The sequence below is a fragment of the Streptomyces sp. NPDC001507 genome (assembly GCF_042894765.1).
In the GTDB taxonomy this organism is placed as follows: domain Bacteria; phylum Actinomycetota; class Actinomycetes; order Streptomycetales; family Streptomycetaceae; genus Streptomyces.
In genome coordinates, this window is sequence record NZ_JBIAVV010000011.1 from 1 (window position 1) to 23,123 (window position 23,123).

A 23,123-nucleotide genomic window follows, 5' to 3' on the forward strand; every position below is an offset into this window, starting at 1 on the left:
CGTCCTTGATGCCCATCCGTGATCCTTCCCAGCAGAGGGGACACCTCATGCCAGACGGGTCACACCGGGGCATACACAATCTTTAGGACAGTCCCAGGGCCGGAGCTGTCAGCTTGGGAACGTCGTTTCGCCTGGTGGTAGTTGATGCACAGACCTGCGGCGGAATGGTGTTGGAAGCGTTGGCCGGGCCGGTAGCCAGTCCCACTGGTCTCTGCGGTTACCCGCGGGATCTGGCACGCGAATGGGATGGCGTCTTGGGGAGGCCGGGCTTTGGAACGCTTGGACCTCCGCCCAACGATACTCAGCAGTGCTGTTCGATGACGTCCGTTGGAGCAAGCTGTGCCGACGGAAGCGTGGTGAGGAAGCCCCGGATGATGACCTTTTCGTCCCGAGCTCTCGACGTGGCCAATCCGGTTGCTGTACTTCTGCTGTGATGGTTTGCAGTTTTCGCTCCGGCAGCGACGTGTGACGGCCTACGCTGTTCCGCATCGTTTGAGACTGGACTTGGGGGATGCATGTTGGCAGAGGCGCTCGCGGTTCTCGCGGCTACTGGTGGTGGTGCTGTGGTGCGGGCAGCGGGCACGGACGCGTGGAATGGCCTGCGTACCAGTGTGGCCCGGTTGCTCGCGCGCGGTGAGGCAGCGAGAGAGAGGACCGAACTGGAGCGGCTGGACCGCACCCAGGCCGCGTTGGCAACCGCGGATGGCGGGGAGGAGATCGAACGTGTCAGCGTGGCCCAGACGGCAGTGTGGCAAACGCGCTTTGAGACCCTGCTTGAGGAAGCCAGCGAGGCGGAGCGGGACAGGATCGCAGCAGAGTTGGAAGCATTGATTGATCAGGTTGGGGGCAAGCAAGAAGCCGAAGCCGTGCACAACGACTTCCGTCACTCGACGTTCCATGGTCCTGTGCAGGGAAGTGGCACACAGCACAATAACTTCAGGGCGTAGGGCGAGTTCCAGGTGGGGGGCAAGAAGAAAGCTAAGGGTCGGGTACGTGGGAACGCGTCGAGAATTATCCGAGCGGAGGAAAGCCTCCGTAATGACTTCCACGGCGGCTATTTCGGCGGACCTACTCAAGCAAGCGGTACACAGCACAACACCTTCGTACAGCATTACACGCCGGTGCCCACTGCGGCGGCAGCACTGCCGCCGTTGCCAGCGGAATTCACGGGCCGTGGGGAAGACCTTTCCTTTCTTCTCGCTCTTTTCGACCCAGCGCGGGGCGCTTCACCTGCGGTGGCTGTCCTGGCGGGGCTACCCGGCGTGGGGAAGACCACCTTGGCATATGCAGTCGGCCACGCCGCGCGGGAGCGAGGCTGGTTCACCGGGGTCTTACTCGTAGGCTTGCGCGGGTACGATCCCACGCCAGCCCAGCCTGATACCGTGTTGGATGCCTTGCTGCGTTCGCTGGGGGTGCTGGGGGAGCATATTCCGCCCACTGTGGGAGAGCGAGAGGCTCTGTACCGTTCCCAGCTCGATGCTCGAACACGGGCAGGTGAGCGATTCTTGGTACTTGCGGATAACGCCTCTAGTGTTGAGCAAGTGCGGCCGCTGCTGCCACCCGGACATCACGGTCTGCTGGTTACGTCGCGCCGGAGGCTGCCTGGGTTGGGGCGTATGCGCTCGCTCGACCTGTTGCAGCCCGATGAGGCTGTTTCGTTGCTCGACGCCGCTCTGCGAAATGCCAATATCGACGATTCACGGGTTGATGACGACCCGGAAGCCGCAGAGCGGGTGGCGAAGGCGTGTGGTTACTTGCCGCTTGCATTGCAGATCACGGCGGCGCTCCTGGCGGCCGACCCCAGCCAGCCTCTTGCCGAGCGTGCTGACCGTCTTACCCGCGACGAAGAGCGGCTTGAGGGACTCAATGATGGTGAGCGCAGCTTGCTGGCCACGTTCGATCAGTCCCTGGACCGTCTGTCGCCTCAGCAGGCTGATTTGTTCCGGCTGCTATCGCTAAACCCCGGCTCCGACATCTCCACTGCTGCAGCCAGAACCTTGACCGGGAAATCTGAGCAAAGTACGGGGGACCTGCTGGTCCAGCTCGCCATAACGCACATGCTCCAGTGGGGGACGGTGCGGGGCCGGTGGCAGATGCATGACCTCCTGCGTGACTACGCCGCTGCACAAGCCAAGGCTTACACAGCCGACTCCCGTCGTCCTCGGCGCCGCTACAAGCAGGCCCGTAAACGCCTAGTCGCTTACTACTTGCGCACCGCTGAAGCCGCCGACACGCTCTTCATGCCAGCCGGCACAGCAGCGCCCTCACCGTTGTTCGCCAACCGGGAAAAAGCCTTGGAGTGGATGGATGCGGAACGGGCCAACTTGCTTTCCATTACTAAGGCTGAGAGTGATCCCGTTATTCTTGCGCGCCTCACGTTTGCGCTTGGCCGTTATCTCGAATGGCGTAGACAGCTCCAAGACTTGGTAGCTGTCCGCTCGCTTGCCCTAGAAGCCTGCCTGGCGACAAAGGACAGGCACAACGAGGCCGGGGCCTGGAGCAACCTCGGGAGCGCGCTGCGGGAGGTGCGGCGTTTTGAGGAGGCCATCACCGCCTTTGAGACGGCGCTCGATATTCACCAGGAGCTCGGTGACACCCGTGGTGCCGCGATGGCCTGGAACAACCTCGGAAGCGCGCTGCGGCAGGTGCGTCGTTTCGAGGAGGCCATCACCGCTTGCGAGACGGCCCGCGACCTGTACCAGAAGCTCGGTGATGCCAACGGTGCCGCGACGGCCTGGATCAACCTCGGAGGTGCGTTGCAGGAGGTGCGTCGTTTCGAGGAGGCCATCACCGCTAGCGAGACGGCCCGCGACGGATTCCAGGAGCTCGGTGACACCCACGGCGCGGCGACGGCCTGGAACAACCTCGGAAGCGGATTGCGGGAGGTGCGGCGTTTCGAGGAGGCCATCACCGCTTGCGAGACGGCCCGCGACCTGTACCAGGAGCTCGGTGACACCCACGGTGCCGCGACGGCCTGGAGCAACCTCGGAAATGTGCTGCAGGAGCTGCGGCGTTTCGAGGAGGCCATCACCGCTTGCGAGACGGCCCGCGACCTGTACCAGGAGCTCGGTGACACCCACGGCGCCGGCAGGGCCTGGGGCAACCTCGGGAGTGTGCTGCAAGCGGTGCGGCGTTTCGAGGAGGCCATCACCGCTCACGAGACGGCGCTCGATATTCACCAGGAACTCGGTGACACCCGCGGCGCCGCCATGGCCCTGATCAACCTCGGATATGTGCGGCGGGAGCTGCGGCATTTTGAGGAGGCCATCACCGCTTGCGAGACGGGCCTCGACACCTTCCAGGAGCTCGGTGACACCCACAGCGCCGCGATGGCCTGGAACAACCTCGGAAATGTGCTGCATGAGCTGCGGCGTTTCGAGGAGGCCATCACCGCTTGCGAGACGGCCCTCGACACCTTCCAGGAGCTCGGTGACACCCACGGCGTCGCGAGGGCCTGGAACAACCTCGGAAATGTGCTGCAGGAGCTGCGGCGTTTCGAGGAGGCCATCACCGCTCACGAGACGGCCCGCGACACCTTCCAGGAGCTCGGTGACACCCACGGCGTCGCGAGGGCCTGGAGCAACCTCGGAAGCGCATTGCGAGAGGTGCGGCGTTTCGAGGAGGCCATCACCGCTCACGAGACGGCCCGCGACACCTTCCAGGAGCTCGGTGACACCCACGGCGTCGCGATGGCCTGGAGCAACCTCGGAAGCGCATTGCGAGAGGTGCGTCGTTTCGAGGAGGCCGTCACCGCTTGCGAGACGGCCCGCGACACCTTCCAGGAGCTCGGTGACACCCACAGCGCTGCGACGGCCGGGAACAACCTCGGAAATGTGCTGCCGGAGGTGCGGCGTTTCGAGGAGGCCATCACCGCTTGCGAGACGGCCCTCGACACCTTCCAGGAGCTCGGTGACACCCACAGCGCCGCGATGGCCTGGAACAACCTCGGAAGCGCATTGCGAGAGGTGCGGCGTTTCGAGGAGGCCATCACCGCTTGCGAACGTGCTGTAACGATGTTGGCTGACGAAGACGACGCTTTTCGTGTTGGTGAGGCGCTGAAGGAACTGGCTGCCACCCTAGGTGAGGCTGGCGCCTCCACTGAAGAAGTGCGAACCGCGTGGCTACAGGCCGCAGCTGCATATGACCATGTCGATGCCACCAAGGAAGCGGATTACGCGCGAACCCGCGCCCGTGATGAAGCCTTAAGAAATACAGGCACGGCAGGAGCGAGCTGACAAGAAGAGCTCTGACAGGCTCCCCAGGACCCAGGTCTGGTGGGTATGTCACATCCAGCAAATCGTTGACTCCAGCGGAGGAGTTCACCAACGAGTTCATCAACTCGATCCGCGACGGCAAGGGCGACAGCTTCCGCAAGCGCTACCGGGAGATGGACATCCTGCTCGTCGACGACATCCAGTTCCTCGCGGACAAGGAGTCGACGCAGGAGGAGTTCTTCCACACCTTCAACACGCTCCACAACGCGAACATGCAGATCGTGCTCTCCAGCGACCAGCCGCCCAAGCAGCTGACTGCCACGCTGGAGGTGCTGGAGTTCATCGCCTCCCGGATTTCGCTGGTCACCGAACGGCTGATCGTCATGCTCCTGTGCGGGAAGCTGTCCGACCTGTCACTGCCGCAGATCGAGGCACAGTTCGGCGGGCGCGACCACCCGACCGTCATGCACGCCGACCGCAAGATCCGCGCGATGGCCGAGCGGCGGTCCATCTACAACCAGGTCACCGACCTGACGAACCGGGTCAAGAACAAGGCGCAAGATCGATGCGTTCACTGTCACGCTTCAAGGGTTGGCCAGCGCGGTCATCCGCGTCAGTGACAGTAAGGGCGCCAACCTCATCAGGCGGTACCACGAGCTATACGTACTGATGGCCGGGGGAGTGCCCTGCCAGCGTTCACCTGGGTACGGCCGCAGCCGCCCGGCGCCGCGGTGAAGTTCCTGCTCCGTGCAGGACGTCTCGCTCACCTTGTGCAGAAGCTCGACATCGGCAGCCTGTTCGTTGAGCGCTTGCCCCTCGCCGATTCCGTATGTCCGCTTCGACCATTTTCATAAGGGGCCGCTCTTGATCATCTTTGCCCCCGAGGGGCACTGGTTGTCAGTGCGGTGCGTCAAACTGGACCCGCGGCCGACAGGGCCTCCCCCGGAAACGGCGGCGGCCCCCTGGTCCTACGCAGGAGGCCGCCAACACCGTTAGGAACATCAACCAAGGGAGGCCGAGATTCCCAGCAACAGGAAGTGTAGGCGCCAGGTCGGACATCGACCGACTTCGAAGATCACCCAGACGTCGCGAAAGCGTGACCGTAGGCACTTCCACCTTGCGGAACGATCCGCCCGGCGACACTTCCGCCGGCTCCTGCATTCTGCTGGCGACGAGCTGGTGCGCGTCGCCATCAAGGCGAGCTTGAGTGGAATCGGAGTGCTCGCGCTGTACTGGTGGAATCACCACCACTGAGCCGTGCCGAGGAGTGTGCTGATCTGACCTGGTAGCGGCACACTCCGCACTACTCCTCAGCAACCCACTACTTGTCCCAGCTCCCATGCCGTCCGGTCCGCGCCACGGCCTCCGCTTGCAGAAGCGGCAGGCCGTGCAAGCACCGCCAGGTGAGAGCCGGGGCTTGTGGCACATCTGGCGAATCGGGACTCCAGCGGTTCAGGCACCACAGCGCAACTTGAGCGCCGGCACCGGCGGGCATGCGCTCAAGACGTGGAACCCGGCCGTGGTCTGCGGTTTCTCCGGCTCGACACGACTGAGCCCCCTTCCCGCGGCGAGGAAGGGGCCCGGCTGTACGCGCTCTACCCTCGACCGAGGACAGGCTCAGACCCGCTCCACCTCCGAGCCGATCCTCGGGAGGCCTCCAGAGCTTGGCAGCGGGGTACGAGGGGTGCCGATGGCGCAGTCGAGGGACCCAGGGCCTACGCCAACGTGTACCCGGTCGGTGATGGAGACCAGGTGGCCCCTGATCTAAGCGTTCTTGGGTTCGGCCTGCTGAACCACCTCGAAGGACCACAGGGTCGAGCCCGATGCTGCTGGCTTCGGCTTCTCGCCACCTTCCTCACCGCCGCCCTGGTGCGCCGCCTTCATGGGCCCCTCCATCCACGCCTGGAACGACTCCTCGTCGCGCCACCGCGTGTAGACGAGGTAGTTGTCAGTGCCTTCAACCGGACGGAGAAGCTCGAACCACTCGAACCCGTCGGAGCCCTCCACGGCATGGGCGCGATGGGCGAACCGCTTCTCCAGCGTCTCCCGCTGCTCGGCGGGCACGGTCAGTACGTTGATCTTGACTACGCTCATGGACTCATCCTGCCGCAAGGGTGATCAGTAGGGCGTGAGCGACTGGGGCCGGTCTTTGGTGCATCTGGCAGCCGGTGACCGTGTTTCCGTCAAGCTGCCGTAGCGTCCGTGGTCATGTTCGAGTGGTGGCATGTGCTGGCGGAGGATGAACGGCAGGGATGGACTCTGGATCCGTTCATGAGCGTGGGGCCGCTGGGGTTCGGCATGGCTCCCGACGAGGCTTCTGAGGCACTGAGCGGGGTCACAGGGGAAGCTCAGCGTCATACGCGTAGCCGTCGTACGAACGAGACTGCCCACGTCGTTGCGGAGGGCGAGTACCGAGAGTTCGGTCTGAAGCTCTACTACCGGGAGGAGCGGCTGGCCGGCGTTGTGGTCGATGCACTGCGAGGGCCCCAGGTCTTCGTGGAGGGGGTGGCTTTGGTCGGCCAGGTCCCTTCCGTTCTGGAGCAGTGGATGCTCGACCGTGCTGAAGTCCGAGAGCCGTACACGGAGCTTTCCTACATGGACGCTGGGATCCCTGGGTCGAGCTCACTGGGTGTTGTTCTGGATGTGCAGCGTGCGGGCGATCACCTCCTCACGCGACCCGTGTTCGTTCCCCGCGAGGCCCTGGACGACCTCACCCACTTCCTGCCGCGGGAAGCCTGGTCGCGCTGCTGAGTACGGCTGCCAGGCAGACCCACCCGGTCGACCCCGCGGCCGTTCCCCTGCGCGGGCTCTACTGGTACATCAGCGCACCTGTTGCGGCCGCAGCAGCTCGAACCACTCGAACCCGTCCGAGCCCTCCACGGCATGCGCCCGCGAAGCAAACCGCTTCTCCAGCGTCTCCCGCTGCTCGTCCGGCACGGTCAGTACGTTGATCTTGACTACGCTCATGCCCCCATCCTGTCGCAAGGGTGATCAGGAGAGCGTGAGCGACCAGGAGCCGTGTCCGGGCGCATCCGGCAGCCGGTGACCGTGTTCCCGTGGTGCTGCCATGGCGTCCGTGGTCATGTTCGAGTGGTGGCATGTGCCGGCGGCCGATGATCGGCAGGGACGGACTCTGGAACCGAAGCTCAGCGGCACACCCGTCGCCGTCGTGCGAACGAGACTGCCCATGTCGTTGTGGAGGGTGAGTACCGCGAGTTCGATCTGAAGCTCTACGACCGTGAGGAGCGGCTGTCGCACCCGCCTCAGCAGGTGTGTTCGTGCCGTGCTCCGTCCGCGAGCCGAGAGTGCACCGCGGTCCGAAACTGAACCGGCACGCCCGGCGGCCGACGCACTTGGCCGTTCGCACCGAGGCGACCGTGCTCTTCGCCCTGACCCTGGTCCACGAGTTCCTGCACGTGCAGCTCGGGGCCCTGCTCGACCTGGTCCCCCTGCACGGCCCGGCGTCACCGGCCCGCTACCACGCCCCCTGGCGCCCCGACCCACGGCCACTGGACGCGCTCCTCCAGTGCACCTATGCCCACCTGGGCGTCTGCGACTTCTGGCACACCGAGCGGAGCACCGCCGCGCCGTCTCCCCGGGCCGGGCGGGAGCACGCCACCTGGTACGGATACAACCGCGGCGCCGTCGACACGCTCCTCGGCAGCGGCGAACTCCTCCCGGCCGGCCGGCGCTTCACCGAGGGGATGCGAGCCGCCCTCGCCAGACTGGGCGGGGACTGACCCGGCCGACTCCGCCCCCGGGCGGGCCCCGATCCGGCCCGGATCCGGCCCCCTAGGGGATGTCACAGCTCTGCCGCAATGGCGGGCCCGGTCGCCCGAGCCCGCACACGGTTCGTCAGGACCAGGTACGTTCGATGAGTGGCTGGATTCAGGAACGGACGCGGCGGCCGGGACGACCGCGCCCCGCAAGCGCGACCGCAACAACCCGCGTACGGGCAGCAGGCGCCGCCCCAGAGCTACGGGGGGCAGCCGGGGCCGTCGTACGGATACCCGTCGGCCCCGCAGCCGTACCCGCAGCACGGCGGCGCGTCCGGCTGGCCGCAGGCGCAGGCGCGCGGCGGCCACCCCGGCCGACGGCAGGCCGGCGGCGACGGCCCGGAGTACTTCGGCGACGGCAACGGCTACGGCGGCTCCGGCGCCCCCGACCCGTACGCGGCGAACCAGCCGGGCAGCACCCAGGCCTTCTCCGTCGACGAGGCCGAGGGCTACACGCAGGGTGCGACCTACCACGCGGGCTCCGCGGCGCCGTCCGGTCCTATCGGCCCGCGCCTGCACTGGAAGGACCTGCTGAAGGGGATCGTCCTCGCCCCGAATCAGACCTTCCTCCAGATGCGGGACTACGCGATGTGGGGCCCCGCCCTCATCGTGACCTTCCTCTACGGCCTGCTCGCCGTCTTCGGCTTCGACGGCGCCCGCGCGGACGCGATAAACGCCACCCTCACCAACGCGGTTCCGATCGTCCTGGTGACGGCCGTCGCGATGGTGCTCTCGTCCTTCGTCCTGGGCGTGGTGACCCACACCCTGGCCCGCCAGCTCGGCGGCGACGGAGCCTGGCAGCCGACGGTCGGCCTCTCCATGCTGATCATGTCCGTCACCGACGCGCCCCGCCTGCTCTTCGCCATGTTCTTCGGTGGCAACGCCGGCTTCGTCCAGCTCCTCGGCTGGGCCACCTGGGTCGCGGCGGGCGTCCTGCTCACCCTCATGGTCGGCAAGTCCCACGACCTGCCGTGGCCGAAGGCCTTGGGCGCGTCGGCGATCCAGCTGATCGCCCTGCTGTCGATCGTGAAGCTGGGCACGTTCTAGCACCGCCCACACGGACGAGGGGCCCCGGCACTGCTGCCGGGGCCCCTCGTCCGTGTTCTCGTCCGTGTTCTCGTCCGTGTTCCTGTCCGTGTTCTCGTCCGCGCTCAGGCGTCGAGAACCTGCCCGTCCCTCTTCACGACAGGAGGCAGCACGGACCACGGGAAGTTGATCCAGTCATCGGTCCGCTTCCACACGTACTCGCACTTCACGAGCGAGTGGGACTTCTCATAGATCACCGCGGACCGTACCTCGGCGACCGCTTCGAGGCAGAAGTCGCGGACCAGCTTCAGCGTCCTGCCGGTGTCGGCGACGTCGTCCGTGATCAGGACCTTCTTGTCGCTGAAGTCGATGACGTTGGGGACCGGTGCGAGCATGACCGGCATTTCGAGAGTCGTCCCCACCCCTGTGTAGAACTCGACGTTCACCAGGTGCAGGTTCTTGCAGTCGAGGGCGTAGGCGAGCCCGCCGGCGACGAAGACGCCGCCGCGCGCGATGCTGAGCACTATGTCGGGCTCGAACCCGTCGTCGGCGATGGTCTGCGCGAGCTCGCGCACGGCGACGCCGAACTGCTCGTAGGTGAGGTTCTCCCGCACGGGACTGTCGTTGCTCATGACCGGCCCCTCACACCTGCGTCCGGTGGAAGTTGAGGTAGGAGCGGGAGGCGGTGGGCCCGCGCTGTCCCTGGTAGCGGGAGCCGTAGCGCTCACTGCCGTAGGAGTGCTCGGCGGGGGAGGAGAGCCGGAACATGCACAGCTGCCCGATCTTCATGCCCGGCCACAGCTTGATGGGGAGGGTCGCGAGATTGGACAGCTCAAGGGTCACGTGCCCGCTGAAGCCGGGGTCGATGAACCCGGCCGTGGAGTGCGTGACCAGCCCGAGCCGTCCGAGCGAGGACTTGCCCTCCAGCCTGGACGCAAGATCGTCGGGCAGGCTGATGACTTCGTAGGTCGAGGCGAGCACGAACTCACCGGGGTGGAGGATGAAGGGCTCGTCGCCCTCGGGCTCCACGAGCCGGGTGAGGTCCGGCTGCTCGACGGAGGGGTCGATGTGCGGGTACCGGTGGTTCTCGAACACCCGGAAGAAACGGTCCAGCCGGACGTCGATGCTCGACGGCTGCACCATGGTTTCGTCGTAGGGATCGATCCGTACCCGCCCGGCGTCGATCTCGGCCCGGATGTCCTTGTCTGAGAGAAGCACGCCCCGAGGATACGCAAGGCGCGCGGACCCACGACAATCGTGACGAGTCCGCGCGCCCGAGCTACTGCTGTTTGTGTCCTTCTTCCGCTACTGCTGCTTCTCCAGTGCGACCGGCACGACGCTGCGCAGCCGGGCGCACTTGGGACACCGCACGAGCCGGCCGGGGCCGAGCCGCTCGGCCTGCTGCATCGGGAACGAAGCGGTGCTGAACACGTGCCCTTCGGCACAGCGGACGACGGTGCGTTCCATCAAGTCCCTTAAGTCCCTTCCCCAGAAGCCGCGTCGGGCTTACTGCCGTGACGACGGAAAGCCACATTACGGGATCAAAGGGACGGCTCTCCAGGCGGCACTCCGGCCTGCCGGGCCCCTCTCCCACACCTCCACCGTACGCCCCAACTCCGGCCTCCCGCACCCGTATCCCACCCCTGCCCCATCCTTCGAAACGCACACGAACCCCACGGTCTGAGCACCGGGGGTCCGTCATGAGGTACAGTGAGCGAGCGTTCGGGCACCGACCAGGTCGGCGTCTTACGCGGGTGTAGTTTAATGGTAGAACATCAGCTTCCCAAGCTGAGAGCGCGAGTTCGATTCTCGTCACCCGCTCCACTGCGAACCCCCAGGTCATGGGCCCGGGGGTTGTTTGTTGTCTAGACCATTTCAAGGGCGTCGTGCCCTCCGCGTGCCCTAAGTGCAGGTCAACCCCACCATCGGGGCCCTTTCTGTCGTCGGGGTCGGCGTTGTGGTGCCACATCGTCTCGAATCGTGAGACGCATTTCGTGTGACTTGGGTCACTGGCGCCCGGCGTGCCGTGAAGTCGCTTACGCAAAACCGCAGTTCACGGGAGCTGTGCACCTACCCGGCGCGCGATGCCTCATCGGAGCCGCAGTGGCCGTGCTCGGTACACCGCATGAACACCGCCGCCTGGTCGGGAGCCAGCCTCGTTGTCGGTGGTGCTCATTAGCCTCGCGCTTTCCTGACCGCCTGCCGGACAGTCCGCTTCATGAAAGCGCGAGGCTAAACGGTGGCGACGGGGCTCCCCGATCAATCGGTTCGGATACCCGGTCTGCTACGCGTGCACCGCGTCTGGCAGTACACGGCGAAGCGCACTGCCCGCGGCCGGGCCGGCTTCTGATACCTGGCGCAGGTCGGCGCTCTTCAGGTAGCGGTAGCTCTGCGGCGGGTGGAAGTCTCCCGCCGCACGCAGTGCACTGAGGGTCACTGGCTCGTCGAAGACCAGGGGGTCCTCCAAAGTCAGGCCGCTCGCTTGGGTGGCGCCGTCCATATAGGCGTCGTACTCACGTCGGGTGATCCCCGTCTGAGCGCGATGCGCCGACCAGACTTCCTTGGGGGACGCCACGTGGACCGAGGCGATGCGCGCCATACCCACCAGCGCCATGGTGGGCGCGGTCGCGTAGAGCAGGACTGGTGTTCCGGGAGGCGCAGCGACGCGTTGGCGGCGTACCTCCACCGTCTTGCTGCCGGCCAGGATCGCGGTGGCGAAGCGCGGGTGGACGGACAGCAGCATCGCGCGTTCCGGATCGTTCACGTCTTTCGGTACCCCTCTTTGTAGACCGCCTGGAACAGCTCGTTGCTGATCTTTGACAGCGAGATCAACGAGTTTGATGACCAAGGTAGTCCCAGCTCCCCGGTCAGCGAGGTCAATCGCCTCAGCGCCACCGGCTTGGGGAAGATCTCGGTGTCCGAGAACCTCAGAGCCATGGCGTGACCTGAGGTATCAGCGGCTTCCTGAACCTCAGCTCGACCATATACGCCCAGGTGTTCGAATTTCGAGAACAGGGCATCGGGTGTGTCGATGAGCACCTCGTCCAGCCTGGAACTGCCCACGATCATCTGGCTTTCGACCCCTGCAGGCCCCTCACTGACGTACCAGAGGAGGCGGGCGGGAACGCTCTCGCCTCGATGTCCCGACGAGCGGTAGTAGACGTGCTCCCTACTGATGCCCAGGACGTCGCTGCGGGGAAGGAGCATGGCCGGGACGTTGAACAGTTCGGTTGACCACCGCGGTTTGATCGGCACCATGAAGGACGTCAACCCGGAGTCGATAACCTTCGCCGGCCACCAGGCGCGTTCCACCACAGCGGCTACCTCGGCGGGCATGCCCTCATGTAGGGCAGCTGCTTCTACGGTCAGCTCGCGAGCGAGCCCGCCGGCTACTGCCTCCACCTCGGCAGCCGTACCGCATACGTTCACCAGGAGCGCTACGAGCCTGCCGTCGTGCTCGAAGAATCCGTCATCCCCACCGGCTGCCTTGGCTACCGCCGAGGGATGCGGGTCGGTGATTCGAATGATCTCCGCGCCGCAGTCACGCCCAAGGCGCTTGAGTAGAAAGAGGAGTTGCCTAGCCAGAGTCTCTTCGAGCGGATGGTCCGCAGTGCGTAGCACAGGGACCACCAGGGTCCGCCCGTCCAGCGCCCATGCATAGAGGGCTACAGGGTGCCCCTCCCCGTCCCGCAGCAGTTCGCGGCGCCATACGACCGTATCGGCGGCCAGGGAGCGCAGGCGTTCGGCGAAGGCCGATCCGGTGTCCTCGCCGGTCTGATCGAAGAATGCGACTAGTTCGTCCTCGGTGCCCGGGGATACCTCCGTGGACCGGAAGTCCGTGCCCATCAGGTCGGCCGGGCGGTATACCTGGGCCTGCCGAAGCTCGTCCACATGCAGCGTCACCGTGGCGGGCGATACGACGCGAACCCTGGCAACCTCCCAAGCCACGTCCGCCAGGCGGGACAGGAGGGGGTTCCGAGTGGCCAGCACGCGGAGGCCGGCACACGAGGTCTCGGCCACGTAATGCGCGCAGCGACGGAGCCCCCCGTCGTCAGGCAGGTCCGGGAGTGACTTCTTGGTCGCGCTGAGCAGCTCAGTCGTTCGTTCGGTCACAGCCTCGGGGGCAGGTGTGAGCTGACGCAGTCCAGGCAACGCCGCCCGCTGATGCTGGCGCTCGGCGGTGTCGGCGATATCGCGGATCTCATGGACCAGTTGGGGCGTGTAGGCAAGCTCAACGAGATCCGTCATCCAGCCCGCTTCCAGCGCGCGAGATTCCTCTACATCGGTTGTGCAGGCGAGTCCGCGGAGATCAGCGAACACCCCGTGGTCGACCGCCACCACCAGCAGGGCATCACTTTCCACCTCAGTGAAGAGATGGGGGTGCCCCAGATCCAACCACCATCCGTCGAGGATCTCTCCATCCCGGCCGCGTCCCCGTACCTCGCCGTGTGGGACGAACCCCAGGCTCGTCCACATGTCGCTCAGCTCGTAGTCCCGACGGCACTTGGCCTTGATACCGAGCCGTTGTGGATACCTCTTCTTGATCTCCTCCACCAGTTGCCGTGCGATGCTCCTGCCGCGCTGCTCCTCAGCCACGCACAGGTGGGCAAGGCGTATGTGCGCGCTCCTTTTCGGGAGCCCGAACAGTGCGTAGCCGATCACCTGGTCCGCTTCAACGGCTACGAGCAGTCCACCGTCTTCCGCTGCCTTGGTGTACGCCGGAGGCTTCAAGAGCCCCAACGTCTTGGTGTAGCGGTTGCCCAGCATGATGGCCTTGTCGATCAGCTCATTCTGCGCAGGCGCAACCGACAGCAACTTGATCGCCACTACTCCCCCCTCCAGAAGGGCCGACCGAGACCAGCCTTAACTCCCCTGTCAGTACATACAGGGAAAGCTGATCTCAACGGAAGCCCTCCCTCAAGGGGGCATGACGGGCGCACGGTGCTGTTGGGGCAGTCCCAACACGGCTTCGGGCGTAGCGAAACCCAGTCGGTTCTCGCTACGCCCGCCCGCGCCTTCACGCTTCTGCGGCCGGCCTTTCCCCGGTCTGCGCCTGACGGAGTTGCAGCCGCACCTCAGCATCGATGCCCCGAGCCAGCTTCCGCTGGTGCTTCGCCGTCGAGTGCTGGTAGATCAGCTGGGCGCGCTCCGAGGACTGGCCGGCGCGGACCATGAGGTCCTTCAGTTTGGCGCCGGTGTCGGCGGCCAGGGTGTTGCCGGTGTGGCGGAGGTCGTAGAAGCGGAAGTTCTCCGGCATCCCCACCTTGGTCCTGGCCTTGCGCCACTTACGGCCGAAGGTCGAGCGGCGGAACGGGGCGCCCTTCTCGCCCACGAAGAGCAGGCCGTCCGGACCCTTCTCGGCGAACCACTGGAGGTGGCGGCGCAACTCCGGGAGCAAGAACTCGGGAAGGTGGACGGTGCGCTTGCCCGCTCTTGTCTTCGGGTCACCGGTGGCGCGCATGCCGTTGGTCAGTTCGGGGGAGGCGAGCGTGATCCGCAGGGAGCATTCGTCGAGATCGACACTGCGACGGCGCAGTTCGGCCAGTTCTTCCGGGCGGAGGGAGGCGAAGGCGCCGAGCAAGACCATCAGGCGCCAGCGAGGGCCCATGGCATCGGCGAGGTCGAAGACCTGCTTGATGGTCGCGATGGGGCGCTCGTCGGCCTCCTCTTTGCCGGCGCCCTTGATGCGGCACGGGTTGCTGCGGAGGAGGTCGTCGTCGACCGCCGTCTGAAGAATCGCCTTGAGGAGCCGGTAGGACTTCGCGACCGTCGTGGCGCCGGTGGCCTTTAGGCGTTCGGCTCGCCACGTGCGGACCGAGGGCGGGGTGATGTCGTCCAGGTCCTTGCCGCCGAAGGTCGGCAGGATGTGGAGGCGGAGCAGGCCGTCGTAGCGGTCGACGGTGGTGGGGGACAGGCCGCGCTCCTCCATCCAGCGAAGCGCGTACTTCTCGAAGTTCACCGCGCCGGCGTCGGGGTCGCGCCAGACGCTGCGCTCGATGTCGGCGCGAACGAGGTTGAGCCACTCCTGGGCGTCCCTCTTGGTGTCGAACGTCTCCGGCGCGGTGTATCGCTGCCTGTCCGGGCCGATGTAGCGGGCCTGCCAACGGCTGGACGGAAGCTTGCGCGTCGTGCCGAACTCGCGCCGCCGCTGCGGCTTGCGACCTGCCATCAAGCCGCCTTCCCGTAGCGGACACGGACACGGCGGACCGGCTCGACGGTGCGCGCCTCGACGTACTCGGCGATCGCACTCTCGGGGATGCGGAGGCCGGCGCGCAGCCCGGCGCGTCGAAGGCAGCGTGGATCAGTGACTTCTTCGACTGGCTCGGCAAGAGCGAGCAGGACGACGTCATCGGCTTCATCTGGTTCGAACGCGACCGGGAACAGGGCGGCGGTGCGGACTGGCGCTTCACCGAGAACGCGGCGACACTCAAGGCGTTCCGGCACGGGCTCGCGGACATCACCCTGACCGGGGTGGCCGACGCGTCGGCGCCGGGGGCACCGACGGCCGCCACCACCGCTACGACCGGGTGATCCGCTACGTCCGGGAGAACTTCGCCAGCCGTACGGTGGCCAGGCCGCCTGCGAAGGCGCGGGTGGTCCCCGGGGTCTGGGTGAAGCGCCAGTCCTGGTGACCGCCGTCGGCACGGCTGCGCTCGAACCACACGAAGCCGATCACCTCCCGGTGCGCGACGAACCAACGGAAGAAGGCCGCTATCCAGGCAGCCTTCTTCCGGCCCGGTCGCGCACCTGTCTCGGCGATCACCACCGGGCGATCGGTCAGACCGCGCAACCGGGCTAGTGTCGCGTCGAACACCGCACCCGCCGTGGACTCGTCGTCCTGATAACCCGTCATCCCCACCAGGTCGACGTACGCGTCCCCGGGATACAGCTCACGCAGGGACACCGCGGGCGCGTCCCGCACCACGTTCGGACTCCACAGCCAGATGACGTTGTCGGCGCTGGCCTGCTCGAACAGGTCGTGGACGTGTCGCCAGGCTTTCACGTAGTCGCCCTTGTGGTTGCCGTTGCGCTGCTCCGACCACGGGAACCACGTGCCGTTCATCTCGTGCGCGAAGCGGATCACCACTGGTCGCCCCTGTGCGCGTACCGCCTCCGCGAAGCGCGTGACGTAGGCGTCGAAGCCGCCCCCGGCGATCCGCGCCAGCGCGTAGCGCGGCTGCCGTGTCCCCGCGCCGGAGCCGGCCCAGGGCTCCCAGGTCAGCAGCGGCACCGCCCCCTGCGCGTACGACGCCCGCACCGCAGCCGGACGGAAGTCCTCCGTCCACTTGACGAAGTACTCCAGCATGTTCGGCGCGCTCCCCGCCTTCCGGGCCACCGCGGCTGTCTCCGCCCGGGACCACGGGGCCTGAAGGGTGCTCACCCCGAAGTACCGGCCTTGCGGTGCCGTGATCCGCCGTACCGCGTCGTCCACCGGCTTCGCGGACTGGGCCTGCCCGGAGACACAGCCGGTGAGCAGCAGCTCCAGGGCCAGCATCGGGCCCGCCACGAACCGCGCTGCACGTCCTGCCGTCATCACGACATGGTTGCACCTCAGTCCCGCTCTCCTCGGACCACCTGCCCTGTGGAGAACGTCGGCCGCGCAGGTGGTGACCGACCCGGTGGCTCGCGTCCCGGGCCTCGCCGAGAGAGCCTGCACGGGCGCCAGCTCGCGGGTGACGACATCTCACCGACGCTCGCTGGGCGGGTAGCTCACGCGGATCCGTCAAACCGTGTGCCATCCGCGGCGCGGGCACCGGTCCAGCACGGCCTGGCACGACTGAAGCGCCGGCACACCTTCAGCCGATCGAGGTGCAGCCCGCAGAAGATATGCACCGACGAACCCTCCTCGCCGCGACCATCGCAGCGCTCGGGTCTTCCATGGACAGGCACGGGTCGCCTGCGTCGCAGCCGATGAGATCGCGTGGTGGTGCGAGGGGAACGCGCAGATGCATCAGGCCACGGCCCCGCACGCGGTGGCCGGTCATGCGTTCGGTGTGCTGGCCTCGGTGCGGCAGGTTCCGCTTCGGGACGGCTGGGAGGTGCTGCAGGAGGTGTCGCGGCGGCTGAACACCAAGCGCCTCGTCGTCGCCGACCAGGTCGTGGGCCGGCCCGTCGGACGGCCGATACCGTATCAGGCCGGACAGGTACTGGAAGGGCAGGTCAAGGGGCGCGCCGGCCCGTCGAGAGCGGGCGAGCGGTTTCGGGAGAGCGGACGGTGCGGGCCTGAGACCGGTAGGGCGGGGACTTGTACGGCGCGACCTGGCTGAACGCGACCGGTGACTCGTGTGAGGTCGTCGGCGAGGTCCCGGCAGGCGAACATGAGCGGGCCGATGATCAGCACCACCTGCGACGAAGCGGTGAAGTCCAGCCCCCCGGCCAGAGTCAGCACGGTCCCCTGCCACGGGTGTGGCGTAGTCGGAACCCGGCACGTACCGACGGCTCTCGGGCGAGCGCCCGGTGTCGACCGTCCCTGGGCTCAGTCCGCCCGGCGACCGTGGGTCCGGACCGCCGCCGCCAGATGAACGGCGAAGGGTTCGGGAAGTGCCTGGCCCTGGGCGGTGCCCAGGACGGCGTCGGCGATGAGGTGCAGTTTGGTGTTGCTGTGCTGCGATGTGGTCACCAGGACCTGCCAGTCGGACGGGCCGTTCAGCGAAGTGCGCGCGGCGGTCAGGTCACCATCGGTACCAGCGACCCCGGCCGCCCCCCGTGGTCGTGGACCTCATCACGAAGCCGAGGAGCCACACCACCAGAACGACTACCGCGACCCACCAAAGGACTTTCAGGGCGAAGCCCGCACCGAACAGAATAAGTGCCAGAAGCAGAACTAGGAGCAGGGGAACCATGGTTATCAACCTCCTGCGCCCCGATTTCCCTGCTGTCATCCGTTCATTCGTGGATGCTGCCTTGTTTATGGAGGGGAACTCGGGGCACCTCCATGACTCCCTCGTAAGCCACGGCTCCCCGCCGAAGCACGGCTGCCGAGCGAGACGCTGTCCAGAGCAGAGCGCCGCTGCGGTCCGGCCCGGTACTTGTCGTCGTCTGCGAGCTGAGGCATGGCGCCCAGCCGTGAGCGCGGATGCCTTCGGCGGTCTTCCCCGCCGGTGTGGTCGGGGCCGCTGACGGTGCCGGGGTATTCGGTGGCGGCCCAGGTGACGAGGAGTCGCTGAGCGTCGCGGCCGGGAGTGCCGGGACGGCGCTGTAGGCGGTGCGGGTGTGCGGGTGAGGGTGCCGACGGCGGGGTGGGGGAGGGGAAGGCTGTGCGGCCGGGGTGGTGGAGGCGGACGTCGTGTCCGGCCCGGGTGATGCGGGACTCCTCACTGCGGGGACGAGTTCGCCGATCAGCCCGGTTGGTTCGGTGTCGTGCGGGGCGCGGCCGGCTTCGGTGCGCGGCACGATGACGGTGGTGTTCGCGGCTTCTTCCCAATGGGGGAAGAAGCCGCGACCGGTGGGGTCGTGGAGGCACTGGCGTGCCGGTCGTGCGGGCGGGTGCTCGGCGAGGGACCATCGGGGTACCGACGTCTCCGCGGCCGGGAGCCGGGCCACGGTGCGGTCGGTGCGGGAGGGCGGTGGCGGTGCGACCGAGGGCTTGAGGTCCGGCGGAGAGCACGAGAGGCGGCTGTCGGCGGTGGAGCCAGGTCTGTGGCAGCAGGTCGTGGAGCGGCTGGGCACGGCCATGGCCGTGCTCGACCCGGCCGGGCGGATCGTCGCGGTCAACCCGGCCGCCGAGCGGCTGCTGGGCCGCCCGGCGGCGGTGGTGCACGGGCAGGACCTGCATGACCTGTGCCACCGGGACCCGGGGGGTGCCCCCGTCCCGCGCGAGCGCTGCCCGCTGCTGCGGGCGCTGGCCGAGGGGCGTCCGGCACGCGGGGACGACGACAGGTGTCTGCGGGGGGACGGACGGCTGGTCCCGGTCTCCTGGTCGGCCACGCCCCTGACCGACGACGACCTCTCCGGCGTTTCTCCGGGCATGGTCGTGCTGATCGTCGAGACGGGGGCGGACCGCCGTGCCCGCAGGGAGCGTGCGGAGCGGATGGAACCGGAGGAGCAATCGGAACGGGATGAACGGGATGAAAAGAAGGAACGGGAGCAACGGGCGGAACGAGCCGCTCGTACGAGTGCTCTGGAGAGTCTCGCAGAGCGGCTGACACTCGTCGCGGAGATCACCGACGTGCTCGGTCAGACCCTGGAGGTCGACGAGGCTCTCGCCCGGTTGAGCCGGCTGCTGGTTCCCCGCCTCGCCGACTGGGCCACGGTGGACCTGCTGGTCGGTGCCCGTCGGGTGCACCGGGTGGCGGTGACCGGTCCCGAGGGCCGTGCCGCCGGGCAGGAGGACTGGCGTGGTCAGCTGCCCCCTGCCGGGGAGTCGGTTCACTCGCCTCTGGTCCAGGTGCTGAACGGAGGCGGGCCCGTCCTCCAGGACCGGGTGGCCCTGGACGCCCCGTCCGACTCGCCGCTGGCCACCGTCCACAGCGCCTTCCTCAGGGCAGCCGGCGCGGCTTCCGTCATCACGGTGCCGCTGGGGAGCAGACGGCAGGTCACCGGTGCGCTGACGCTGGTGCGCACCGACGCGGCACGGCCCTTCGGAACCGGCGATCTGGACGTGGTGAGCGACATCGGCCGCCGGGTCGGCCTGGTCATCGACAACGCCCGCCGGTTCGGCCGGCAGCGCGCGGTCGCCGAGGCCATGCAGCGCAACCTCCTCCCCCCGCTGCCCGAGCACGGCCGGATCCGGCTGGCGGCCCGGTACCAGCCCGCGCCGGCCGGCTCGCAGGTCGGCGGCGACTGGTACGACGCGTTCGCGCTGAGGGACGGCGCGCTCGCGCTGGTCATCGGCGACGTCTTGGGCCACGATCTGACCGCCGCGGCCGGCATGGCGCAGTTGCAGGGCGTCCTTCGCTCCCTCGCCTGGGACCACACCGGCCCGACCGGTGCCGTGGTGGACCGCCTCGACGACGCCCTGCACGCCATCACGACCGTCTCGATGGCCACCCTCGTCCTCGCCCGGCTGGAGGGCACGGACACCGGCCCCTGGACGCTGCGCTGGACCAGTGCCGGGCACCCGCCACCACTGCTGCTGACCCCCGACGGGAACGCGCGGTACCTCGAAGCCGGGCAGGGATTGATCCTCGGAACCCACCTGGGCGGCAGCAGCCGTCGGCCGAGCGCCGCCCAGGCCCTGCTGCCGGGGTCCACGCTCCTGCTCTACACCGACGGCCTGATCGAGTCTCCCGGCAGCGACCTGGACACCGGGCTCGGCCGACTGCGCCGCCACGCCCTCACCCTCGCCCACGAACCGCTGGACACGCTGTGCGACCAGTTGGCGGCCCGGATGCCGCCCGGCAGCACCGACGACATCGCCCTGCTCGCGCTGCGTCTGCCCCTGCCTCCGGCCGGGGCCGACATGTGATCCGTGCGGAGGCGGCCGCTCACGTCCCCGGAACCAGTACCAGCAGGCGGAACGGACCGGGCGGCACGGCCAGCGGCACGGCCGGGAGGGCGCCGTCCCCTGCGTCCCGCCAGCCCCAGGACCGCATGGTCTCGACCGTCCTGGCGTCCCGGGCGTCCACCAGCGTGACGCCGAGCGCGGCACCGTGATCGGCGAGCAGTCGCCGCTGCAGGCGCCGGGCGAGGTTCCAGACCTGGTCCTTGTACTCCCGGCGCACGCGAGGGGGCACCACGATGCCGGAGACGACGAAGAGCCCGCCGGTGACGGTACGGCGCAGCAGGCTCTCCCCGGCGTGGCCACGGAACCTCGGCCCCCACGGACCTGTGCCCGCCGTGGGAAAGCCGTAGGCGTATCCGGTCAGGGCCGTGGTCTCCGCGATCAGCAGCGAGAACCCCGGTCGCCGGGAGTCGGCCGCGAGATGGAGCAGGAAGGTCGCGCGCGCCTGGTTCCACGCCCACGCGTCACCACCGGAGGTCTCCGCGTACAGGTCGCCCAACTCCTTTAGACGGTCCGCGACCTGACCGCGGGACAGCGGGCGGACGCGCTCCGCCACCTCGGGCGAGGACCGGTGCTCCGCCTTCGCGGAGTCCGGGTCCGGCAGGCGAGTGCGCGGCCTGCCCCGTGCGGGTCGGAGCGCGGGGAGGGTCAGGGTCATCGGGAGGAACACGTGCGCGGGCATGAGCAACCCAGCCCCGGGCGCGGGCGAAAACCGACCCGGCGTCGTCGATCCCCGAGAACGGCACCGGCGTCGGAGGCGGTGCACGGCATGCCCTCGGTCTCTCCACCGTACTCCTGGCGCCCCGGCGTCCCGGTGGCCGCCGGGAACAGGGCCGGTGCGTGTGGGGCGATCAGGGTGGGCAGGCCGGCGGAGATGTCACGGCGTCCGGGTCAGCCTGCCCCGGGGGCACCCGCCGCGGCCGCCATGAGCGGTTCGGCGGCGTCCTCGGTGGTGTCCGGAGGCACGACCACAAGGTCCCAGCGCCCGAGGCCGGGGGCGAGCAGGACGACGGTGTGCGGGGCGTTCGCCGCCAGGGCTCCGTGCAGTCGTACGACCTGGTTGGAGACGAGTATCCGGCCGGGCGCCGCGGACCATGCCGCCCCGTTGACGGTGACACTGGTGATATGACCCCACTCGCGCGGCAACCCGGCCAGCAGTCGCGGGAGTTCCACGAGGAGGTCGTAGGAGCGCGGCCACCATGCCCCGTCGATGGACCGGGGCAGGTCGCTGCGGGGCGCCAGGCGCAGACGGAGGGCGGGGTGGGAGGGTAGCGGGGGTTGCAGTGCGGCGGTGGTCATGAGTCTGCCGTCAACTTCCTTGGATGAGTGCGTGGTTGCCGTCAGGCGCGACGCGCGGCGCCGCTGTCCTGTGTCGCCGGGTGTGCGACACGCACCAGACGGAGGCGTTCGGGAGGCGGGTGACGCCGACCAAGGGGTCCTTCTGGCCGCGGTCGATGTCGCGCGCGGGCGCAGGCTCGTCCGGCGGGAAGGGGGAGGTGCCGTTGTGGCGCCGGACCGGCGAGGCGGTGTCCGGTGGGGTGGACGTCGACCGGGCTGGGGCGCATGGAGGGGTCCTTGACCTCGACGGAGGCCGCTGGGACGAAGGCGCGGCCGGGGTCACGGACTGCCCCTGGAGATGGGCGGTGTGCTGGTGACGACCTGTCGGATAGGCACGACACACCCTCGTTGCCCCCACCGTACTCCTCGGGCCGGGGGATACCTGGTTCCGCTGAACAGCGGCCTTCGGCCGGACGCGATCGGGCAGACGTCGCGTTGACACCGATCGTCGCCGGACGTTGACTGACAGGACGGCCGAGGGCCATGAAGGGCAGGCGGACCGGGTCCTCGGGAGCCCGAATCAGGCCGTAGGGAAGGCGAAGGGCGCCTCCAGGCGGTGATCCGCATCGCGAACGGAAGCGGTACACACGACGATGTACGACCAGACACGCGCCCAGCAGCCCGCGGACCGGCCCCCGGGCCCGGAGGGACGCCGCACCACGGGACCGGAGCCGCTGCTCCCCCCGGACGAACGGGCCGAGATCGTGCGCCGCCTCGGACATGCCGTCAACACCTTCACGGACACCCCGCGCGAGGCGCTGGAGGAGGCCGAGGGCGCCTTCGACGAAGCCGCCGCCCAGCTCGCGACCGCCCTGTCCGAGGTACGGCGGGTGCTCCGCGCAGGCTGGCACGACCGGGACCCCGAAACGGACTCCGCCGAACTCCGGACCTCGCTGAGGCAGTACCGGGAGCTGACCCAGCGGCTGCTGCGGACATAGGCGGAGCCTGAGGCGGTGGGCCCCCGCCGGAAAACGGCGGGGGCCCACGCCGAGTCCTTCCCAGCATCGGCGAGAGACGAGCCTCTGGCCGGAGGCGCTGCCCCGGACCGCGCCCGGTTCTCCGGCCGGGCACCGCGCTTTGCGCGACGGCCGCCGTCGGTCGTCCGGACCTCGACGGCGGCCGCCCGGGCTCCCCACGCGCCGCTCCCCCCAATTGTTCGGGCGCGTCAACGGGAGCCGGGTGCCCCACGTCGGACCGTGCAGCGGCATGCGGGAAGGTCACCGCGCCGGTCTCGCGACGAGGGGAAGTGGACGGGGTGACGCACAGGGGCAGCCGGCCGGGGGCCATGAGAGGTGGCTGTTCTGCGGAGGCTGCGAAATTCGATCC

The 23,123-nt window shown here is 68.1% G+C and carries 21 protein-coding genes, 1 tRNA gene and 2 pseudogenes; 9 read left to right on the forward strand and 15 right to left on the reverse strand.

Annotation, left to right across the window (positions count from 1 at the left end; genetic code table 11):
- The first annotated feature begins 515 nt into the window (after window positions 1-515).
- The 3 genes and pseudogenes from ACFY0K_RS32055 to ACFY0K_RS32065 all read left to right on the forward strand — a co-directional run.
- A complete protein-coding gene (locus ACFY0K_RS32055) occupies window positions 516-947 on the forward strand; it encodes a hypothetical protein (protein WP_390642740.1) in 432 nt (143 codons plus the stop codon).
- Window positions 948-1,616: 669 nt separating this feature from the next.
- Window positions 1,617-4,235, forward strand: a complete 2,619-nt coding sequence (locus ACFY0K_RS32060; RefSeq protein ID WP_390642741.1) for a tetratricopeptide repeat protein — start codon at window positions 1,617-1,619, stop codon at window positions 4,233-4,235.
- Between the two features lie 74 nt (window positions 4,236-4,309).
- Window positions 4,310-4,765, forward strand: a pseudogene (locus ACFY0K_RS32065) (DnaA ATPase domain-containing protein); the annotation flags it as partial.
- Window positions 4,766-5,978: 1,213 nt separating this feature from the next.
- Here the strand turns inward: ACFY0K_RS32065 and ACFY0K_RS32070 are convergent.
- The gene (locus ACFY0K_RS32070) at window positions 5,979-6,308 is read right to left on the reverse strand and encodes an antibiotic biosynthesis monooxygenase family protein (RefSeq protein ID WP_390642742.1); all 330 of its coding nucleotides are present in this window, start codon (window positions 6,306-6,308) and stop codon (window positions 5,979-5,981) included.
- Between the two features lie 114 nt (window positions 6,309-6,422).
- Here ACFY0K_RS32070 and ACFY0K_RS32075 point away from each other — a divergent pair, with 114 nt between their 5' ends.
- Window positions 6,423-6,965 carry a hypothetical protein gene (locus ACFY0K_RS32075; RefSeq protein WP_390642743.1) on the forward strand — a complete coding sequence of 181 codons (543 nt, stop codon included), beginning with the start codon at window positions 6,423-6,425 and terminating at the stop codon, window positions 6,963-6,965.
- A gap of 84 nt (window positions 6,966-7,049) precedes the next feature.
- Here ACFY0K_RS32075 and ACFY0K_RS32080 read toward each other — a convergent pair.
- Window positions 7,050-7,181: pseudogene (locus ACFY0K_RS32080) on the reverse strand (antibiotic biosynthesis monooxygenase family protein); the annotation flags it as partial.
- A 311-nt stretch (window positions 7,182-7,492) separates the two neighbouring features.
- On the opposite strand from ACFY0K_RS32080, the gene ACFY0K_RS32085 reads away from it, so the two are divergent.
- On the forward strand, window positions 7,493-7,954 hold the full coding sequence (locus ACFY0K_RS32085; protein WP_390642744.1) for an aKG-HExxH-type peptide beta-hydroxylase: 462 nt from the start codon (window positions 7,493-7,495) through the stop codon (window positions 7,952-7,954).
- Window positions 7,955-8,092: 138 nt separating this feature from the next.
- Complete coding sequence (locus ACFY0K_RS32090; protein WP_390642745.1) at window positions 8,093-9,037, forward strand: YIP1 family protein; 945 nt, start codon at window positions 8,093-8,095, stop codon at window positions 9,035-9,037.
- Window positions 9,038-9,141: 104 nt separating this feature from the next.
- On the opposite strand, the gene ACFY0K_RS32095 is transcribed toward ACFY0K_RS32090, so the two are convergent.
- From ACFY0K_RS32095 to ACFY0K_RS32105, 3 genes are all read right to left on the reverse strand, one after another.
- On the reverse strand, window positions 9,142-9,648 hold the full coding sequence (locus ACFY0K_RS32095) for a phosphoribosyltransferase (RefSeq protein ID WP_390642746.1): 507 nt from the start codon (window positions 9,646-9,648) through the stop codon (window positions 9,142-9,144).
- A gap of 10 nt (window positions 9,649-9,658) precedes the next feature.
- Window positions 9,659-10,234 (reverse strand): dCTP deaminase, encoded by a 576-nt coding sequence (gene dcd / locus ACFY0K_RS32100; RefSeq protein WP_351956638.1) that lies wholly within the window; start codon window positions 10,232-10,234, stop codon window positions 9,659-9,661.
- A gap of 87 nt (window positions 10,235-10,321) precedes the next feature.
- The gene (locus ACFY0K_RS32105; protein WP_177233016.1) at window positions 10,322-10,483 is read right to left on the reverse strand and encodes a hypothetical protein; all 162 of its coding nucleotides are present in this window, start codon (window positions 10,481-10,483) and stop codon (window positions 10,322-10,324) included.
- Between the two features lie 283 nt (window positions 10,484-10,766).
- Here ACFY0K_RS32105 and ACFY0K_RS32110 point away from each other — a divergent pair.
- Window positions 10,767-10,840: transfer RNA gene (locus ACFY0K_RS32110), tRNA-Gly, on the forward strand.
- A 460-nt stretch (window positions 10,841-11,300) separates the two neighbouring features.
- Here ACFY0K_RS32110 and ACFY0K_RS32115 read toward each other — a convergent pair.
- From ACFY0K_RS32115 to ACFY0K_RS32150, 8 genes are all read right to left on the reverse strand, one after another.
- Window positions 11,301-11,780 (reverse strand): ASCH domain-containing protein, encoded by a 480-nt coding sequence (locus ACFY0K_RS32115; protein ID WP_390642747.1) that lies wholly within the window; start codon window positions 11,778-11,780, stop codon window positions 11,301-11,303.
- On the reverse strand, window positions 11,777-13,843 hold the full coding sequence (locus ACFY0K_RS32120; protein ID WP_390642748.1) for a GNAT family N-acetyltransferase: 2,067 nt from the start codon (window positions 13,841-13,843) through the stop codon (window positions 11,777-11,779). Before ACFY0K_RS32120 ends, ACFY0K_RS32115 begins: the two co-directional genes overlap by 4 nt.
- Window positions 13,844-14,033: 190 nt before the next feature.
- Window positions 14,034-15,185: a tyrosine-type recombinase/integrase gene (locus ACFY0K_RS32125; protein ID WP_390642749.1), complete on the reverse strand. Its 1,152-nt coding sequence runs from the start codon at window positions 15,183-15,185 to the stop codon at window positions 14,034-14,036.
- Window positions 15,185-15,460, reverse strand: a complete 276-nt coding sequence (locus ACFY0K_RS32130) for a hypothetical protein (RefSeq protein ID WP_390642750.1) — start codon at window positions 15,458-15,460, stop codon at window positions 15,185-15,187. Before ACFY0K_RS32130 ends, ACFY0K_RS32125 begins: the two co-directional genes overlap by 1 nt.
- A gap of 91 nt (window positions 15,461-15,551) precedes the next feature.
- Window positions 15,552-16,550, reverse strand: coding sequence for a glycoside hydrolase family 26 protein (locus ACFY0K_RS32135; protein ID WP_390642751.1), 999 nt, complete (start codon window positions 16,548-16,550; stop codon window positions 15,552-15,554).
- 942 nt (window positions 16,551-17,492) lie between these two features.
- On the reverse strand, window positions 17,493-17,636 hold the full coding sequence (locus ACFY0K_RS32140) for a hypothetical protein (RefSeq protein ID WP_390642752.1): 144 nt from the start codon (window positions 17,634-17,636) through the stop codon (window positions 17,493-17,495).
- Between the two features lie 52 nt (window positions 17,637-17,688).
- Window positions 17,689-17,859 carry a hydrophobic protein gene (locus tag ACFY0K_RS32145; RefSeq protein WP_093498613.1) on the reverse strand — a complete coding sequence of 57 codons (171 nt, stop codon included), beginning with the start codon at window positions 17,857-17,859 and terminating at the stop codon, window positions 17,689-17,691.
- A gap of 43 nt (window positions 17,860-17,902) precedes the next feature.
- Window positions 17,903-18,691 carry a hypothetical protein gene (locus tag ACFY0K_RS32150; protein WP_390642753.1) on the reverse strand — a complete coding sequence of 263 codons (789 nt, stop codon included), beginning with the start codon at window positions 18,689-18,691 and terminating at the stop codon, window positions 17,903-17,905.
- On the opposite strand from ACFY0K_RS32150, the gene ACFY0K_RS32155 reads away from it, so the two are divergent.
- Entirely contained in the window at window positions 18,642-20,423 is a 1,782-nt protein-coding gene (locus tag ACFY0K_RS32155; protein ID WP_390642754.1) for a SpoIIE family protein phosphatase, read from the forward strand. The two genes, ACFY0K_RS32150 and ACFY0K_RS32155, sit on opposite strands and share 50 nt — an antisense overlap.
- A 19-nt stretch (window positions 20,424-20,442) precedes the next feature.
- Here ACFY0K_RS32155 and ACFY0K_RS32160 read toward each other — a convergent pair whose 3' ends face one another.
- Both ACFY0K_RS32160 and ACFY0K_RS32165 read right to left on the reverse strand, forming a co-directional pair.
- The gene (locus ACFY0K_RS32160; RefSeq protein ID WP_390642755.1) at window positions 20,443-21,141 is read right to left on the reverse strand and encodes a hypothetical protein; all 699 of its coding nucleotides are present in this window, start codon (window positions 21,139-21,141) and stop codon (window positions 20,443-20,445) included.
- A 209-nt stretch (window positions 21,142-21,350) separates the two neighbouring features.
- On the reverse strand, window positions 21,351-21,758 hold the full coding sequence (locus ACFY0K_RS32165) for a DUF5994 family protein (protein WP_390642756.1): 408 nt from the start codon (window positions 21,756-21,758) through the stop codon (window positions 21,351-21,353).
- 632 nt (window positions 21,759-22,390) lie between these two features.
- Here ACFY0K_RS32165 and ACFY0K_RS32170 point away from each other — a divergent pair.
- Window positions 22,391-22,735, forward strand: a complete 345-nt coding sequence (locus tag ACFY0K_RS32170) for a hypothetical protein (protein WP_390642757.1) — start codon at window positions 22,391-22,393, stop codon at window positions 22,733-22,735.
- The last annotated feature ends 388 nt before the right edge of the window (window positions 22,736-23,123 follow it).

Excerpts from the sequence above, each read along its gene's own strand:
- ACFY0K_RS32165 (WP_390642756.1), bottom strand. The coding sequence starts at position 21,758 with ATGACCACCGCCGCACTGCAACCCCCGCTACCCTCCCACCCCGCCCTC.
- ACFY0K_RS32145 (WP_093498613.1), bottom strand. The coding sequence starts at position 17,859 with ATGGTTCCCCTGCTCCTAGTTCTGCTTCTGGCACTTATTCTGTTCGGT.
- ACFY0K_RS32095 (WP_390642746.1), bottom strand. The coding sequence starts at position 9,648 with ATGAGCAACGACAGTCCCGTGCGGGAGAACCTCACCTACGAGCAGTTC.
- ACFY0K_RS32150 (WP_390642753.1), bottom strand. The coding sequence starts at position 18,691 with ATGGCCGTGCCCAGCCGCTCCACGACCTGCTGCCACAGACCTGGCTCC.
- ACFY0K_RS32105 (WP_177233016.1), bottom strand. The coding sequence starts at position 10,483 with ATGGAACGCACCGTCGTCCGCTGTGCCGAAGGGCACGTGTTCAGCACC.
- ACFY0K_RS32160 (WP_390642755.1), bottom strand. The coding sequence starts at position 21,141 with ATGCCCGCGCACGTGTTCCTCCCGATGACCCTGACCCTCCCCGCGCTC.
- ACFY0K_RS32170 (WP_390642757.1), top strand. The coding sequence starts at position 22,391 with ATGTACGACCAGACACGCGCCCAGCAGCCCGCGGACCGGCCCCCGGGC.
- ACFY0K_RS32135 (WP_390642751.1), bottom strand. The coding sequence starts at position 16,550 with ATGACGGCAGGACGTGCAGCGCGGTTCGTGGCGGGCCCGATGCTGGCC.
- ACFY0K_RS32075 (WP_390642743.1), top strand. The coding sequence starts at position 6,423 with ATGTTCGAGTGGTGGCATGTGCTGGCGGAGGATGAACGGCAGGGATGG.
- ACFY0K_RS32055 (WP_390642740.1), top strand. The coding sequence starts at position 516 with ATGTTGGCAGAGGCGCTCGCGGTTCTCGCGGCTACTGGTGGTGGTGCT.
- ACFY0K_RS32125 (WP_390642749.1), bottom strand. The coding sequence starts at position 15,185 with ATGGCAGGTCGCAAGCCGCAGCGGCGGCGCGAGTTCGGCACGACGCGC.
- ACFY0K_RS32060 (WP_390642741.1), top strand. The coding sequence starts at position 1,617 with ATGCGCTCGCTCGACCTGTTGCAGCCCGATGAGGCTGTTTCGTTGCTC.
- ACFY0K_RS32070 (WP_390642742.1), bottom strand. The coding sequence starts at position 6,308 with ATGAGCGTAGTCAAGATCAACGTACTGACCGTGCCCGCCGAGCAGCGG.